Source organism: Streptomyces sp. NPDC127114 (assembly GCF_042677525.1).
In the GTDB taxonomy this organism is placed as follows: Bacteria; Actinomycetota; Actinomycetes; order Streptomycetales; family Streptomycetaceae; genus Streptomyces.
Map to the genome: position 1 here is coordinate 1 of NZ_JBHXTJ010000046.1, position 15757 is coordinate 15757.

The 15757-nt window shown below is 72.3% G+C and carries 10 protein-coding genes; 5 read left to right on the forward strand and 5 right to left on the reverse strand.

Annotation, left to right across the window (positions count from 1 at the left end):
- Positions 1 to 151: 151 nt before the first annotated feature.
- Both ACFVGS_RS31405 and ACFVGS_RS31410 read right to left on the reverse strand, forming a co-directional pair.
- Complete coding sequence (locus ACFVGS_RS31405; RefSeq protein ID WP_384419992.1) at positions 152 to 661, reverse strand: PaaI family thioesterase; 510 nt, start codon at positions 659 to 661, stop codon at positions 152 to 154.
- Positions 662 to 749: 88 nt separating this feature from the next.
- A complete protein-coding gene (locus ACFVGS_RS31410; RefSeq protein ID WP_385695251.1) occupies positions 750 to 3032 on the reverse strand; it encodes an FdhF/YdeP family oxidoreductase in 2283 nt (760 codons plus the stop codon).
- Between the two features lie 135 nt (positions 3033 to 3167).
- Here ACFVGS_RS31410 and polA point away from each other — a divergent pair, with 135 nt between their 5' ends.
- Complete coding sequence (gene polA / locus ACFVGS_RS31415) at positions 3168 to 5888, forward strand: DNA polymerase I (protein ID WP_385695254.1); 2721 nt, start codon at positions 3168 to 3170, stop codon at positions 5886 to 5888.
- A 299-nt stretch (positions 5889 to 6187) separates the two neighbouring features.
- Here polA and ACFVGS_RS31420 read toward each other — a convergent pair whose 3' ends face one another.
- A complete protein-coding gene (locus ACFVGS_RS31420; protein WP_384419983.1) occupies positions 6188 to 7123 on the reverse strand; it encodes a DUF4184 family protein in 936 nt (311 codons plus the stop codon).
- A 194-nt stretch (positions 7124 to 7317) separates the two neighbouring features.
- Here ACFVGS_RS31420 and ACFVGS_RS31425 point away from each other — a divergent pair, with 194 nt between their 5' ends.
- The 3 genes from ACFVGS_RS31425 (at position 7318) to ACFVGS_RS31435 (ending at position 10338) form a co-directional block, all read left to right on the forward strand.
- On the forward strand, positions 7318 to 9060 hold the full coding sequence (locus ACFVGS_RS31425) for a lytic transglycosylase domain-containing protein (RefSeq protein ID WP_385695256.1): 1743 nt from the start codon (positions 7318 to 7320) through the stop codon (positions 9058 to 9060).
- A gap of 163 nt (positions 9061 to 9223) precedes the next feature.
- Positions 9224 to 9364: an SPW_0924 family protein gene (locus ACFVGS_RS31430; protein ID WP_384419978.1), complete on the forward strand. Its 141-nt coding sequence runs from the start codon at positions 9224 to 9226 to the stop codon at positions 9362 to 9364.
- Between the two features lie 11 nt (positions 9365 to 9375).
- Entirely contained in the window at positions 9376 to 10338 is a 963-nt protein-coding gene (locus ACFVGS_RS31435; protein WP_384419975.1) for a DUF3068 domain-containing protein, read from the forward strand.
- Here the strand turns inward: ACFVGS_RS31435 and hrpB are convergent.
- Together hrpB and ACFVGS_RS31445 are read right to left on the reverse strand one after the other, a co-directional pair.
- A complete protein-coding gene (gene hrpB / locus ACFVGS_RS31440) occupies positions 10322 to 12886 on the reverse strand; it encodes an ATP-dependent helicase HrpB (RefSeq protein ID WP_385695260.1) in 2565 nt (854 codons plus the stop codon). The genes ACFVGS_RS31435 and hrpB overlap by 17 nt on opposite strands.
- Positions 12887 to 13001: 115 nt before the next feature.
- Positions 13002 to 13844, reverse strand: a complete 843-nt coding sequence (locus ACFVGS_RS31445; RefSeq protein ID WP_384419973.1) for a class I SAM-dependent methyltransferase — start codon at positions 13842 to 13844, stop codon at positions 13002 to 13004.
- A gap of 361 nt (positions 13845 to 14205) precedes the next feature.
- On the opposite strand from ACFVGS_RS31445, the gene rpsA reads away from it, so the two are divergent.
- Positions 14206 to 15699: a 30S ribosomal protein S1 gene (gene rpsA, locus ACFVGS_RS31450; protein WP_031072721.1), complete on the forward strand. Its 1494-nt coding sequence runs from the start codon at positions 14206 to 14208 to the stop codon at positions 15697 to 15699.
- Positions 15700 to 15757 lie beyond the last annotated feature (58 nt).

Genomic DNA, 15757 nt, shown 5'->3' on the forward strand with positions numbered 1-15757 from the left:
CGTTTAGGCCTCCTCCGCGAGCGAAGCGAAGCGGAGGTGGCAGTCCGGACACCCCCGCCCCCGCGGAGACCCCGGACCCCGTAGTCCCACGGGTCTGAGGGCGCAGCGCAGCGCAGCGCGGCGCCGTCGCGAGGGGGGGCGCCGGAACGGTCTAGGCGTCGCCGCCGTCGAGCCGCCCCGCCGCCGGCAGGTTGCCCGCGTCCTTCTCGCCGATCTCCCGCAGCATGCACGTCAGCCGGGCCGAGCAGACCCTCTTGTCCTGCTCGTCCGTGATCACGATCTCGTACGTGGCCGTCGACCGCCCCCTGTGCACCGGCGTAGCGACACCGGTCACCAGACCGCTGCGCACCCCACGGTGGTGCGTGCAGTTCAGATCCACGCCCACGGCGATCCGGGACACCCCGCCATGCAGCATCGAACCGATCGAGCCCAGCGTCTCGGCGAGCACCGCCGAGGCACCGCCGTGCAGCAGACCGTACGGCTGGGTGTTGCCCTCCACCGGCATGGTGCCGACCACCCGCTCCGCCGAGGCCTCCACGATCTGCACGCCCATCCGGTTGCCCAGGTGCCCGGCCGAGAAGAGCGCCGGCAGGTCCACGCCGAGCGAGGCGTACTCGTCGATGACCTCTTGCGGGAACTTCACATGCTGCTGCTCACCCATAGCCGGGCTCCGTTCGTCGTCGTACGGCTGGTCTCTCGACACACTCCGAGTGGTCTCTCGACACACTCCGAGCTGCCTGAGCAAACGCTTAGGCGGACTCGGATTGTTCCAGACGCACGATCACGGACTTGCTGGCGGGGGTGTTGCTGACGTCGGCCGTCGACTCCAGCGGCACGAGCACGTTCGTCTCCGGGTAGTAGGCCGCCGCGCAGCCCCGGGCCGTCGGATAGTGCACCACCCGGAAACCGGGCGCCCGCCGCTCGCTGCCGTCGGTCCACTCGCTCACCAGATCGGCGTACGCCCCGTCCGCGAAGCCGAGCGCCGCCGCGTCCTCGGGGTGGACCAGAACCACCCGGCGGCCGCCTGTGATGCCCCGGTAACGGTCGTCCAGACCGTAGATCGTGGTGTTGTACTGGTCGTGCGAGCGCAGCGTCTGCAGCAGCAGCCGGCCCTCCGGCACCCTCGGGTACTCCACCGGCGCCGCCGTGAAGTTCGCCTTGCCGGTCCTGGTCGGGAAGCGGCGCTCGTCGCGCGGCGCGTGCGGCAGCGCGAAGCCGCCCGGGTCGGCGGCCAGCCGCGCGTTGAAGTCCTCGAAACCGGGCACCACGCGCGCGATGCGGTCGCGGATCCGCGCGTAGTCCGCCTCGAACTCCTCCCACGGCGTCGCCGAACCCTCGCCCAGGACCGCCCGCGCCATCCGCGCCACGATCGCCGGCTCGGACAGGAGGTGCGGGCTCGCCGGCGGCAGATTGCCGCGCGAGGCGTGCACCAGGCCCATGGAGTCCTCGACCGTCACGAACTGCTTGCCGCTCTTCTGCACGTCCTTGTCCGTGCGGCCGAGCGTCGGCAGGATCAGCGCGCGCGTGCCGGTGACCGCGTGCGAGCGGTTCAGCTTCGTCGACACGTGCACCGTCAGGCGGGCGTTCCGCATCGCCGCCTCGGTGACGTCCGTGTCCGGCGTCGCCCCGACGAAGTTCCCGCCCATCGCGAAGAAGACCTTCGCCTCGCCGTCGCGCAGCGCCTGGATGGAACGCACCACGTCGAAGCCGTGGTGGCGCGGTGAGACGATCCCGAACTCCTTGTCCAGGGCATCGAGGAAGGCCGGTGCCGGCCGCTCGAAGATGCCCATCGTGCGGTCGCCCTGCACGTTCGAATGACCGCGCACCGGGCACACGCCGGCACCCGGCCGCCCGATGTTGCCGCGCAGCAGCAGGAAGTTGACCACTTCGCGGATGGTGGGCACGGAGTGCTTGTGCTGGGTGAGCCCCATCGCCCAGCAGACGATGGTCCGCTCCGAGGCGAGCACCATCTCCAGGGCCCGCTCGATCTCCGCCCGGGATAGACCGGTCGCGGCCAGCGTCTCGTCCCAGTCGGCCGCCTTCGCGGCCGCGGCGAACTCCTCGTACCCGTGGGTGTGGTCCCGTACGAAGGCCTCGTCGACGGCCCCCTCCGTCTCCAGCACCAGCTTGTTGAGCAGGCGGAACAGGGCCTGGTCGCCGCCGATGCGGATCTGCAGGAAGAGGTCGGTGAGCGCGGCGCCCCTGATCATGCCCTGCGCCGTCTGCGGGTTCTTGAACCGCTCCAGACCGGCCTCGGGCAGCGGGTTCACCGAGATGATCCGCGCGCCGGCCGCCTTCGCCTTCTCCAGGGCCGACAGCATCCGCGGGTGGTTCGTCCCCGGGTTCTGCCCGGCCACGACGATCAGGTCGGCCCGGTGCAGGTCCTCGAGGGACACGCTGCCCTTGCCGACGCCGATCGTCTCGGTCAGCGCCGAGCCCGAGGACTCGTGGCACATGTTCGAGCAGTCCGGCAGGTTGTTGGTGCCGAACTCGCGGGCGAACAGCTGGAGCAGGAACGCGGCCTCGTTGCTGGTCCGGCCCGAGGTGTAGAACAGGGCCTCGTCGGGGGAGGAGAGCGCCGTCAGCTCCTCCGCGATGATCGAGAACGCCCGTTCCCAGCTCACCGGCTCGTACCGGTCGCCGCCCTCGGGCAGATACATCGGCTGCGTGATCCGGCCCTGCTGGCCCAGCCAGTAGCCACTGCGCGTCGCCAGGTCCGCCACCGGGTGCGCGGCGAAGAACTCCGGCGTCACCCGGCGCAGCGTCGCCTCCTCGGCGACCGCCTTCGCCCCGTTCTCGCAGAACTCCGCCACATGCCGCTTGTCGGCCTCGGGCCAGGCGCACCCGGGACAGTCGAAGCCGTCCTTCTGGTTGACCTTGAGCAGCGTCCGCGCGGTGCGCCGCACGCCCATCTGCGCCTGCGCGATCCGCAGGGTGTGCGCGACGGCGGGCAGCCCGGCCGCGGCGTGCTGCGGCGCCGCGACCTGCGGCGCGTCCTGGACCGGGTCGCCGACGGGCGGCTTGCTGACCATCGCGCTCTCCCTTGAGCGGTGACGAGTGTCGTACGTCTCCGATCCTGTCACGGACCACCGACAGACGGGGCCCCCGGCCCGGTGCGGTCGTCCCGCGCGGGCGGGAATGTCAGTGGGCCGTGGGAGGATCGTCCCGTGGCTGAGACAGCATCGAAGAAGACCGAGAAGACCGACGAGAAGCGCCCCCGGCTCATGCTCATGGACGGGCATTCGCTGGCGTACCGGGCGTTCTTCGCGCTGCCCGCGGAGAACTTCACCACCGCGACCGGGCAGCCGACGAACGCGATTTACGGATTCGCGTCGATGCTGGCGAACACGCTCCGCGACGAGGCGCCCACGCATTTCGCCGTCGCGTTCGACGTGTCCCGCAAGACCTGGCGCTCCGACGAGTTCCCCGAGTACAAGGCGAACCGCTCCAAGACGCCCGACGAGTTCAAGGGCCAGGTCGAGCTGATCGGCGAGCTGCTCGACGCGATGCACGCCCCGCGCTTCGCGGTCGACGGCTTCGAGGCGGACGACGTCATCGCCACCCTCGCCACCCAGGCGGAGGCCGAGGGCTTCGAGGTCCTGATCGTCACCGGCGACCGGGACTCCTTCCAGCTGGTCAGCGAGCACACCACGGTCCTGTACCCCACCAAGGGCGTCTCCGAGCTGACCCGCTTCACTCCGGAGAAGGTCCAGGAGAAGTACGGGCTCTCGCCCTCCCAGTACCCCGACTTCGCGGCGCTGCGCGGCGACCCGTCGGACAACCTGCCCGGCATCCCCGGCGTCGGCGAGAAGACCGCCGCGAAGTGGATCAATCAGTTCGGCTCCTTCGCCGAGCTGGTGGAGCGCGCCGAGGAGGTCAAGGGCAAGGCAGGGCAGAACCTCCGTGACCATCTGGAGTCGGTGAAGCTCAACCGCCGCCTCACCGAGATGGTCCGCGACGTCGAGCTGTCGAAGACCGTGGCGGACCTCGCCCGCGCGCCGTACGACCGCACGGCCGTCGCGCTCGTCCTCGACACCCTGGAGATCCGCAACCCCTCGCTGCGTGAGCGCCTCCTCGCCGTCGACCCCGGCGCCGCCGAGGAGGCCGCCCCGGCCCCCGCGCCCGGCGTCGAGCTCGACTTCACCGTCCTCGGCACCGGCGAGCTCTCCGGCTGGCTCGCCGAGCACGGCGACCAGCCCCTCGGCATCGCCACCGTCGACAGCTGGGCCCTCGGCACCGGGAACGTCTCGGAGATCGCCCTCGCCGCCGGCGACGGCGCCGCCGCCTGGTTCGACCCGAGCGAGCTGGACGAGGCGGACGAGCGGTCCTGGTCGGCGTGGATCGCCGACCCCGCCCGGCCCAAGGTCATGCACAACGCCAAGGGCGCCATGCGGGTCTTCCCCGAGCACGGCTGGAGCGTCGCCGGCGTCACCATGGACACCGCGCTCGCCGCGTACCTGGTGAAGCCCGGCCGCCGCTCCTTCGCCCTGGACGCGCTGTCCGTCGAGTACCTGGGACGCGAGCTCGCGCCCGCCGCGGCCGCCGACGGCCAGCTCGCGTTCGGCGCCGACGACACCGCCGAGGCCGAGGCCCTGATGAGCCAGGCCCGGGCGGTCCTGGACCTCGGCGCGGCCTTCGAGGAGAAGCTCGTCGAGGTGGGCGCCAAGGACCTCCTCCACGAGGTCGAGCTGCCCACGTCGGTCCTCCTCGCCCGCCTGGAGCGGCACGGCATCGCCGCCGACCGCGACCACCTGGAGGCCCTGGAGCAGCAGTTCGCGGGCGCGGTGCAGCAGGCGGTCAAGGAGGCCCACGCCTCCGTCGGCCACGAGTTCAACCTCGGCTCGCCCAAGCAGCTCCAGGAGGTCTTCTTCGGCGAGCTGAACCTGCCGAAGACCAAGAAGACCAAGACCGGGTACACGACGGACGCCGACGCGCTGGCCTGGCTGGCCGGCCAGACCGAGCACGAGCTCCCGGTGATCATGCTCCGCCACCGCGAGCAGGCCCGTCTGCGGTCCACGGTCGAGGGTCTGATCAAGACCGTCGCGGCGGACGGCCGCATCCACACCACCTTCAGCCAGACCGTCGCCGCCACCGGCCGCCTCTCCTCCACCGACCCCAACCTGCAGAACGTGCCGGTGCGGACGGACGAGGGCCGCGCCATCCGGCACGGCTTCGTGGTCGGCGAGGGCTTCGAGGCCCTGATGACCGCCGACTACAGCCAGATCGAGCTGCGCGTGATGGCCCACCTCTCCGAGGACGAGGGCCTGATCGAGGCCTTCACCTCCGGCGAGGACCTGCACACCACGGTCGCCTCGCAGGTCTTCGGCGTCGAGCGGTCCGCCGTCGACGCCGAGATGCGCCGCAAGATCAAGGCCATGTCGTACGGCCTGGCGTACGGCCTGTCGGCCTTCGGCCTCTCCCAGCAGCTGGGCATCGAGCCGGCCGAGGCCCGCGGTCTCATGGACACGTACTTCGAGCGCTTCGGCGGTGTGCGCGACTATCTCCGCCGGGTCGTCGACGAGGCCCGGGCCACCGGCTACACCGAGACGATGCTCGGCCGCCGCCGCTACCTCCCGGACCTCAACAGCGACAACCGCCAGCGCCGCGAGGCCGCCGAGCGTATGGCGCTCAACGCCCCGATCCAGGGCACCGCCGCGGACATCGTCAAGGTCGCGATGCTGAACGTCGACCGCGCCCTCCGGGAGGCGGGCCTCGCGTCCCGCATGCTCCTCCAGGTCCACGACGAAATCGTCCTGGAACTCGCCCCCGGCGAACGCGCCCAGGTCGAATCCCTCGTCCGCGCCCAGATGTCCACGGCAGTGGACCTCCGCGCCCCCCTGGACGTCTCGGTAGGCGTAGGCACCGACTGGGACTCAGCAGCCCACTGACAAGACGGCAGAGAACCGCCCGCACCCGACGGGCCCCACGGGGCCCGCGCCTCATGGGGTGCGGGCCTACCTGCGGGGCCTCGGCCCGTCGCACCTCCGTGTGGGCATTCGTCCCGCTGGGGCGGGACGGGTGGGCACACGGGACGGCGCCCTTGCGGGCGCGTTCCGCCCCCTGTTCCTGCCCGCACCATCAGAGCTCCGCGCCCTACGTGTGGCTGGCCGTTCAGGCGTGGCAGCCCGGGCCCGGCAAGCGGCGTCCCGGAGGCGCGGCCACTCGCGGCTGCACCCGGCCGGAGGGCTCAGCGCGGTCCTGGACGGGAGTGCTCCGGCCGCCGCCCCGAGGCCGGATCTCCCGCACGGAGACCCTCCGTGCGACCGCCTTCCTCCGCACGACCGTCTGCCTCCGCACGAGGAGCCGGCCGCGACGCCTGCCGTGACGCGGCCCCCACCCGCATCCCCGCCCCGTACACCAGCACGCCGAGGAACAGCCCCGAACCGGCCCCGAAGCAGATCGTCGGGATGATGTCCACGGGCGTGCCGATGCCGCCCCAGTACGCGTAGAAGCGCTGCACCCGGTGGACCACCCCGGCCAGCACGCACGCCCCGATGACGCCCACCGCGAGCAGCAGCCCGCGCCGGCCGAGGACCGGCACCGGCGCGGGCCGGTGCCCGCCGGCGGGCACCGCGCGCAGCGCCCGTAGCGTGAACCAGCCCAGCAGGACCAGCGCCAGCGCCGAACCCCCGTACTGCGCGTACAGATAGACGGGGAATCCGCCCACCACCTCGCCGAGGACCGGGATCAGCCGGGTGCCCCAGCGGTCGAGATGGGTGAAGGCGTCCCACACGACGTGCGTCGTCGCGCCGACGGCCGCCGACACGGCGAACCAGCCCGCGAGCGCCACCGGGCGGCGCTCCCGCCACGACCGGCCGCGCACGAAGCCGTACACCCGTCCCTGCCACCGTCCCGGAAGCAGCGCGACCAGCGGCTCACGCACCATCAGCCACAGCGCCACCACCACGGCGGTGATGAGCACGTCCACCGTGACGACTCCGGGAAAGGAGTGCGTCACGTTCCCGAACCGCATCGCGCCGGGCACGACAGAAGCGGCGAAGTAGGTCATGTCGGGTGAGAACGAGCCCGTCACCAGGGCCGACGCCACCAACGGGCCCCGGGCCGTGGCGTCCCGCCGGAGTCCCGGCAGCACCGCGGCGGCATGACTGAGCGTGAAAGGCACCGAGCTCCCCCTCGTCCGATGTGCCAGCCAAGTATTCCTGACCGTTCCGAGCAGAAAGCCCGGACGGCCAAGTGGTGACGAAACCGTGAAACACGGTCAGGGCGCGGTGTGCCGGGCGTCGGAGTTGGCATAGGGTCGGCGGGTCGGACTCGCGCGGGGAGCGCGGACGAGGGACTCGGGGAGGGACCACACGTATGGCAGCGCACTTGGGCCGCCGGCTGCGCAGGGGAGCCACCAGCGGTGCGGTGGTGGCCGCGGCGGTCGCGGCGCTCGCCGCCTCGCAGGGGCCGGGCACGACTCAGCCGCCCGCCGACGGCGCGAGCGGTGACCTGCCGATCGGGGCCGGCGACAGCACCATGCCGCCGGACGGCTCGGCCTCCGGCGACTCGCCGTACTACACCGAGCTCCCTCCGCTGAACACGCCCAACAAGCCGGGCTCTCCCAGCAGCACGCTGCCGATCATCACCGGCCCCGCGGAGGCCGGCATACCCGCGTCCGTCCTCGCCGCCTACCAGCGCGCCGAGCAGTCGATACGCTCCACCGACCCCGACTGCAACCTGCCCTGGCAGCTGCTGGCCGGCATCGGCAAGGTCGAGTCCGGGCAGGCGCGCGGCGGAGCCGTCGACGCCAACGGCACCACGAACTCGCCGATCCTCGGCCCGGTCCTCAACGGCGTCGGGTTCGCCAACATCTCCGACACCGACAACGGCGCCTACGACGGCGACAGCACGCACGACCGGGCGGTCGGCCCGATGCAGTTCATCCCGTCCACCTGGGCCACGTGGGGCCAGGACGCCAACGGCGACGGGAAGAAGGACCCGAACAACATCTACGACGCGGCCCAGGCCGCCGGTCTCTACCTCTGCGCCAACGGCCGCAACCTCGCCGTCAAGGCCGACCTGGACCAGGCGGTCCTCAGCTACAACCGCTCGCGGGAGTACCTGAACACGGTCCTGTCCTGGTTCGAGTACTACAAGCGCGGCACCCACCAGGTGCCCGACGGCACCGGTGTGCTCCCGGGCAACCGCAGCGACCGCCCGGGCACCAGGCCCGGCACCCGTCCGACGCCGACGGCCCCCGCGTCGCCGAAGCCGACCGCGCCGAAGCCGACCCCGTCCAAGCCGGCCGAGCCGACGCCCACCAAGCCGACCCCGCCGCCCACCACCGACCCGGCGGCCAAGGTGGTGCGCCTGACCAGGGACGGCGCCACCAGCCTCAGGGCCACCGCCGGCGGCACCTTCGCCACGAGGCCGACGGTGCTCGCCGTCGACCTGGCCGGCCGGCCGGTCGCCGGTGTCCAGGTGCGCTTCCGGATCACCGGCGAGACGGACACCCGCTTCGCCGTCGGTGCGCGCGAGGTCACCGCCGTCACCGGCTCGAGCGGCAAGGCCGTCGCGCCGTCCCTGAAGGCCGGCGAACTGACCGGCGGCTTCGCGGTCAGCGCCACCGTCGTGGGCCGCGCCCTGAACGCGGTCGAGTTCACCGCGACCGTCACCGAGCGCTCCGCCGACACCCTCACCCACGTCGACGCCAAGGAGCTCGCCGCCACCACCGGCGCCACCGTCACCGGCCCGGTGACGGTCAAGGCCACCGACGGCGGTGCCGCCGCGGCCGGTGTCGCCCTCACCGCCACGTTCGTCACGTCCGCGACCGACCCGCAGCCCGCCACCGACGGCCCCTACTTCAAGGCCGCCGACGGCACCGCCGTGCGCACCCTGACCGGCCTGACGACCCGCGCCGACGGCACGTACGAGCTGCCGGAGATCTACGCGGGCGACAAGGCCGGCACCTTCCTGCTGCGGCTGACCGCGCCGGGCGGTGGCACGGTGACGATCACGATCAAGGTCACCGCCCCGGCGCCCGAGCCGACGCCGACCCCGACGCCGTCGCCTTCCTCGTCGACCGGCGGCACCCCGGAGGCCACGCCGACCTCCTGACCGCCCGAGGTCTCCCGCTCGTCACCACACGCCGCCCTCGTGTCCCCGCCGGACGCGAGGGCGGCACCCGTGTTCCGGGTGCAACGTGTTCTCATCTCACGGCGACGTTGCTACGGTGCCCCCGCCCTGACGCAGTATCAGATCGAGCACCGGGAGGCCGACCTTGCGCGCTCTTGCCGCCGCCGCCATCGGACTCGTTCCCGTCCTCCTGTTCATCCTCCTCGTCTCCTTCGTCGATCTGCCGCCGGACGGGCCCACCTCGCCGCAGCCCCTGCTCACCGCCGACCCCGGCCCCAAGAAGTGAGGGGACGTCCGATGCGCCGCCGCGCCAGCCTCGTCCTGCTCGCCTTCGCCGTCTTCTTCGCCGCCATGGCCCCCACCATGCGCTGGTACGCCTTCCCCCGCCTGGCCAAGATCCCGCCGAACCAGTACCAGGAGACGGTCCTGGAGGCGAAGCCCGCGACCCTGCTCGACTACTCCACCCTCAAGGCCGAGAAGGTCGACAAGATCACCATCGTCCAGACCCTCAAGGGCAACGTGGAGGAGTCGAAGAAGATCGAGCGCGACGCCGGCCGCGACGTCGTCGTCTGGGACTCGCTCTCCTACGTCCTCGGCCCCGACGGCAAGATGGTCTCCAAGATCCCCGAGCGCTACATCTTCGACGCCCACACGCAGGACCCGGTCCACGCCACCGGCGAGACGGTCGACGGCGACCCGGTCCGCCGCGAGGGCATCGAGTTCAAGTGGCCCTTCCTCACGGAGAAGCGGGATTACCAGTACTTCGACGCCCAGACCCGCACCTCCGCCCCCATCCACTACAAGGGCACCCGCACCTTCCGCGGCCTGGAGGTCTACTACTTCGAGCAGACCGTCCCCTGGACCAAGGTCCCCATGCCCAAGACGATGCCCGTCGACATCGCCCCCGACGTCCTCGCCAAGACCGGCCTCACCCGCTGGTACACCACCAAGCGCATGTTCTGGATCGACCCGGTCACCGGCGCTCCCGTCAACGGCGAGGAGATCCACAAGGAGGAGCTCCGCAACGCCCGCGCCCTGATGGGCCAGGACACCGTCACCGTCTTCGAGGGCCACGTGAAGATGCGCGAGGACTACATCGCCTACGTCGTCGACCTGGTCGAAGGCAACCGGCTCATCGTCCTGATGCTCGTCTCCTATCTCCCGTGGACCTTCACCGCCCTCGCCCTCCTCCTGCTCGCCCTCTCCTTCTGGCTCGAAGCCCGCTCCCGCCGCCCGGCGCCCGTCACCGCTCCCGCCTGAGCCGGGCGCTGGTGTGCCGGGTCGGCTCCGCCGACGAAGGGTTCTCCGGCCACGGATGCTTCGGATAACGGCCCCGCAGCTCCGCACGCACCGCCCGGTAGCCGTCCCGCCAGAACGAGGCCAGATCGGACGTCACGGCCGCCGGCCGCCCGGCGGGGGAGAGCAGATGCACCAGGACCGGGACCCCGGCCACCCGCGGCGTCTCCGCGAGCCCGAACATCTCCTGGAGCTTCACCGCGAGCACCGGCCGCTCCCCGCCGTACTCCACCCGTATCCGCGAACCGCTCGGCACCTCGATCCGCTCGGGCGCCAGTTCGTCAAGGCGCAGCGCCTCACCGGTCGCCCACGGCAACAGCCGCCGCATCCCCTCACCGGCGTCGATCCGCCCCAGATCGGCCCGCCGGCGCGCCCGCGACAGCTCGGGCTCCAGCCAGTCGGCCACCCGGCCGAGCAGTGCCTCCTCCGACACGTCCGGCCACGGCTCGCCCAACTCCCGGTGGAGAAAGGCCAGTCGGTCGCGCAGCTCCTCCGCGTCCCGGCCCCAGCGCAGCAGCCCGGTGCCCTCGCGGCGCAGCCCGTCGAGCAGTGCCTCCCGCACCAGCGCCGGATCCGCGTCCTCCCGCAGCGGCCGGACCGTCAGCTCCACCGCCCCGAGCCGCTCCACCGACCGGGCCACCACGTCGCCGTCCTCCCAGCGGACCTCCTCGCCCGCGCTCAGCAGATGCCCCGCCGCGCGCCGCGCCACCTCCTCGTCCACCACGGCGGCCAGTCGCACCCGCGCCGTGGCGCTCTGCGCCGTACGGTCCGCCACCGCGACGGCCAGCCACGGACTCGACCGCAGCCCCGAGCCCTCGGCCAGCCGCGCCCCCGTGCCCGACACCATCAGCAGGCCGCCCTGCTCGCGCGCCCGCGCCACCCGCTCCGGAAACGCCAGGGCCGTCACCAGACCCGCCGCCGCGTCCTCCGCGCCGCCCGCCGCGGAAGACCCGGTCCGCCCGCCGCCCCCGCCGCCGGCCTCCTCGCCGGCCGAGCGTTCGAGGCGCCGGACCTCCGCCTTCCAGCGCGCCGCGTACCCGTCGCCGCCCCGGCGCGCCTCGCGCCAGGCCGCCGCCAGATCGTCCCCGTACTCCCGGGGCGGTTCCTCGCTGAGCAGCGCCACCACCTCCGCCGCCCGCCGCGCCCCGATCTCGGGCGCCCCGTCGAGGAGAGCCCTGCCGAGCCGCGGATGCAGTCCGAGCCGGGACATCCGCACGCCGCGGTCCGTGGCCCGGCCGTCCTCGTCCACGGCCCCGATCGCCGTGAGGACCTGCCGGGCCGCCGCCATCGCCCCGGCCGGCGGCGCGTCGAGCAGTGCGAGCCCGGCGGCCGACGGATCGCCCCAGCACGCGGCCCGCAGGGCGAAGTCGGCCAGGTCGGCGACCTTGATCTCGGGCGCGGGGAAACGCGCGAGCCGCGCGTCCTCCGCCGGGGACCAGCAGCGGTACACCGTCCCGAAGCCCTCGCGCCCGGCCCGGCCCGTGCGCTGGGTCGCGACCGCGACCGACACCGGCACCGTGGCCAGCGAGCCGAGGCCCCGCGCGTGGTCCATGCGCGGCTCCCGGGAGAGCCCGGAGTCCACCACGATCCGCACTCCTGGCACCGTCAGGCTCGACTCCGCCACCGAGGTCGCCAGCACCACCCGGCGCCGCCCGCCCGGCCCGGCTCCCCGCAGCACCGCGTCCTGCACCGCCGCCGGGGCCCGTCCGTGCAGCTGCAGCACCTCGGCGTCCAGGTCCGCGAGCAGCCCCGCGGTCCTGGCGATCTCGCCGGTGCCCGGCAGGAAGCAGAGCAGATCGCCCTCGTGCCGCTCCAGGGCCTGCCGGACGGTGGCCGCGACATGGCGCAGCAGCGCGGGATCCACCCATGTGCCGTGCGCCGGCCGCACACCGGACGGTGGCGGCGCGAAGTGGATCACGGAGCCGTGGATCCTGCCCTCGGCCCGCACGACCGGCGCCGGGCCGCCGCTGTCGTCCAGGACTGTCAGCAGATGCGCCCACGCCTCCGCGTCGCTCGTCGCCGACGCCGCGATCAGCTTCAGCTCCGGCCGCAGAGCCGCCCGCACGTCCACCAGGAACGCCAGCGCCGTGTCCGCGTCCAGATGCCGCTCGTGGCACTCGTCGAGCAGCACCACGTCCACGCCGGACAACTCCGGGTCTCGCTGGAGCCGCTGGAGCAGCACTCCCGTGGTCACCACCTCGACCCGGGTCGCCGGCCCGGCCCGCCGCTCTCCGCGCACGGAGAATCCGACGGCCCCGCCGACCTCCTCGCCCAGCAGCCAGGCCATCCGCCGTGCCGCCGCCCGCACCGCCATCCGGCGCGGCTCGGCCACCAGCACCCGCCGCTCCGGCCCGTCCCCTATGCATCCCGCGAGCGCCAGCGGGACCAGCGTGGTCTTGCCGGTCCCGGGCGGGGAGTGCAGCACGGCCGTGCCGCGCTCCTCGAGCGCGGTCAGCAGCTCGGGGACGGCATGGCGGACGGGAAGCAGGTCGAGTGCGTCGTTTCGGATCACGTGGCAAGTCTCGTACGACGGGCCGACCGGCTGCGTCCGGTTGTCCACAGGCACCACCGATTCATATGACTAATGGTGGTGCGCCGGCCGGTCGTGCCCCGGCCCTCCGCCGGACTCAGTCGTCCGCGCGCTCGCACACGAAGATCGCCGTGCCCGGGATCAGGTTGCCGCGCAGCGGGGACCAGCCGCCCCATTCCTGGCTGTTCCAGGCCGGCCACTCCGGCTCCACCAGGTCCAGCAGCCGGAAACCGCCGGCCACCACGTCCCGCACCCGGTCCCCGATGGTCCGGTGGTGCTCGACGTAGACCGCGCGTCCCTGCTCGTCCTGCTCCACGTACGGCGTCCGGTCGAAGTAGGAGGCGGCGACCGACAGCCCCTCGGGCCCCGGCTCGTCCGGGAAGGCCCAGCGGATCGGGTGGGTCACCGAGAAGACCCACCGCCCGCCCGGCCGCAGCACCCGGCGCACCTCGCGGAAGACCCGTACCGGATCCGCCACGAACGGCACCGCGCCGTACGCCGAGCAGGCCAGGTCGAAGCTGCCGTCGCGGAACGGCAGCGCCCCCGCGTCCGCCTCGACCAGCGGCACCTCGCCGCCGATCCGCAGCGCGTGCTGCAACTGGCGGTGCGAGAGGTCCAGCGCCACCGGCCGGGCGCCCTGGGCGGCCAGCCAGCGCGAGCACTGCGCCGCGCCCGCGCCGATCTCCAGCACGGAGAGGCCCTTCAGCGAGCCGGCCGGGCCGAGCAGCCCCGCCTCCGCCTCGTCCAGACCCTCCGGACCCCACACGAACCGGTCGTCCCCGAGGAACGTGCCGTGCTCGCTCTGGTACTCGTCGGCGTTGCGGTCCCACCAGCTCCGGCTCGCCCGGCTGCTCTCCGCGTCCCCGGCGTCACGCCGGGTCGCCTCCGCCTCGTCCTCGAGCCCGCCGGGACCGTCTTCCTGTCCGTACTCTTGGTTCATCTCGCCCGTCGATGTAGTTTGCGCTCAGAGCCGCGAGCGGGTGCGCGTCGAGGCTCGCCCGTGGCCAGGATGGCCTGGGCCGACATGAGTTGTGCCGGGTATGCGGCGATCCGCCCCGGGTGTGCGCTTCGCGCATTGACCCTGTCCGGCCGCCCCCGTATGCTAAAGGTTGCGCTGCGGGCCTGCGCGCCTCAGACGGAGCAGGCCGCGCTCGCATCTGTTGTATGTCCCCTCGGTTCTCGAGGCGCCGCCCTTCACCGGGCCTGGTGCTTCCTTTGCTGTCCGGCTTCTTCAGCTGCGATACGGGCTCTCGGCGTAGCAGTACCTACGACTTCATGTCCGTACCGGAGCCCTTTCCCACATGACGAGCAGCACCGAGACCACCGCCACCACCCCGCAGGTTGCGGTCAACGACATCGGTAACGAGGAAGCCTTCCTCGCCGCGATCGACGAGACGATCAAGTACTTCAACGACGGCGACATCGTCGACGGCGTCATCGTGAAGGTCGACCGGGACGAGGTCCTGCTCGACATCGGTTACAAGACCGAAGGTGTCATCCCGAGCCGCGAGCTCTCGATCAAGCACGACGTCGACCCGAACGAGGTCGTCAAGGTCGGCGACGAGATCGAGGCCCTGGTTCTCCAGAAGGAGGACAAGGAAGGCCGCCTGATCCTCTCGAAGAAGCGCGCCCAGTACGAGCGTGCCTGGGGCACCATCGAGAAGATCAAGGAAGAGGACGGCATCGTCACCGGTACCGTCATCGAGGTCGTCAAGGGTGGTCTCATCCTCGACATCGGCCTCCGCGGCTTCCTCCCGGCCTCCCTGGTCGAGATGCGTCGCGTCCGCGACCTCCAGCCCTACGTGGGCAAGGAGCTCGAGGCGAAGATCATCGAGCTGGACAAGAACCGCAACAACGTGGTCCTGTCCCGCCGCGCCTGGCTCGAGCAGACCCAGTCCGAGGTCCGCCAGACCTTCCTCACGACCCTCCAGAAGGGTCAGGTCCGCTCCGGCGTCGTGTCCTCGATCGTCAACTTCGGTGCCTTCGTGGACCTGGGTGGCGTCGACGGTCTCGTGCACGTCTCCGAGCTGTCCTGGAAGCACATCGACCACCCGTCCGAGGTCGTCGAGGTCGGCCAGGAGGTCACCGTCGAGGTTCTCGACGTGGACATGGACCGCGAGCGCGTCTCCCTGTCGCTGAAGGCGACCCAGGAGGACCCGTGGCAGCAGTTCGCCCGTACCCACCAGATCGGCCAGGTCGTCCCGGGTAAGGTCACCAAGCTGGTTCCGTTCGGTGCGTTCGTCCGCGTGGACGAGGGCATCGAGGGTCTGGTCCACATCTCCGAGCTGGCCGAGCGCCACGTGGAGATCCCGGAGCAGGTCGTCCAGGTCAACGACGAGATCTTCGTCAAGGTCATCGACATCGACCTCGAGCGCCGTCGCATCAGCCTCTCGCTGAAGCAGGCCAACGAGTCCTTCGGTGCCGACCCGGCCTCGGTCGAGTTCGACCCGACCCTGTACGGCATGGCCGCGTCCTACGACGACCAGGGCAACTACATCTACCCCGAGGGCTTCGACCCCGAGACCAACGACTGGCTGCCGGGCTACGAGGCCCAGCGCGAGGCGTGGGAGACCCAGTACGCCGAGGCGCAGCAGCGCTTCGAGCAGCACCAGGCCCAGGTCATCAAGTCCCGCGAGGCCGACGAGGCCGCCGCTGCCGAGGGTGGCGCCGCCGCTCCGGCCGCCGCGCCGACCGGTGGCTCCTACTCCTCGGAGTCGGACGACAACTCCGGCGCCCTGGCGTCGGACGAGGCCCTCGCCGCCCTGCGCGAGAAGCTGGCCGGCGGCCAGAGCTGAATCCGGCTCTCCGCTGAGCTCCAGTAGCTAGCGTCGAGGCCCGCCTCCCTTCGGGGAG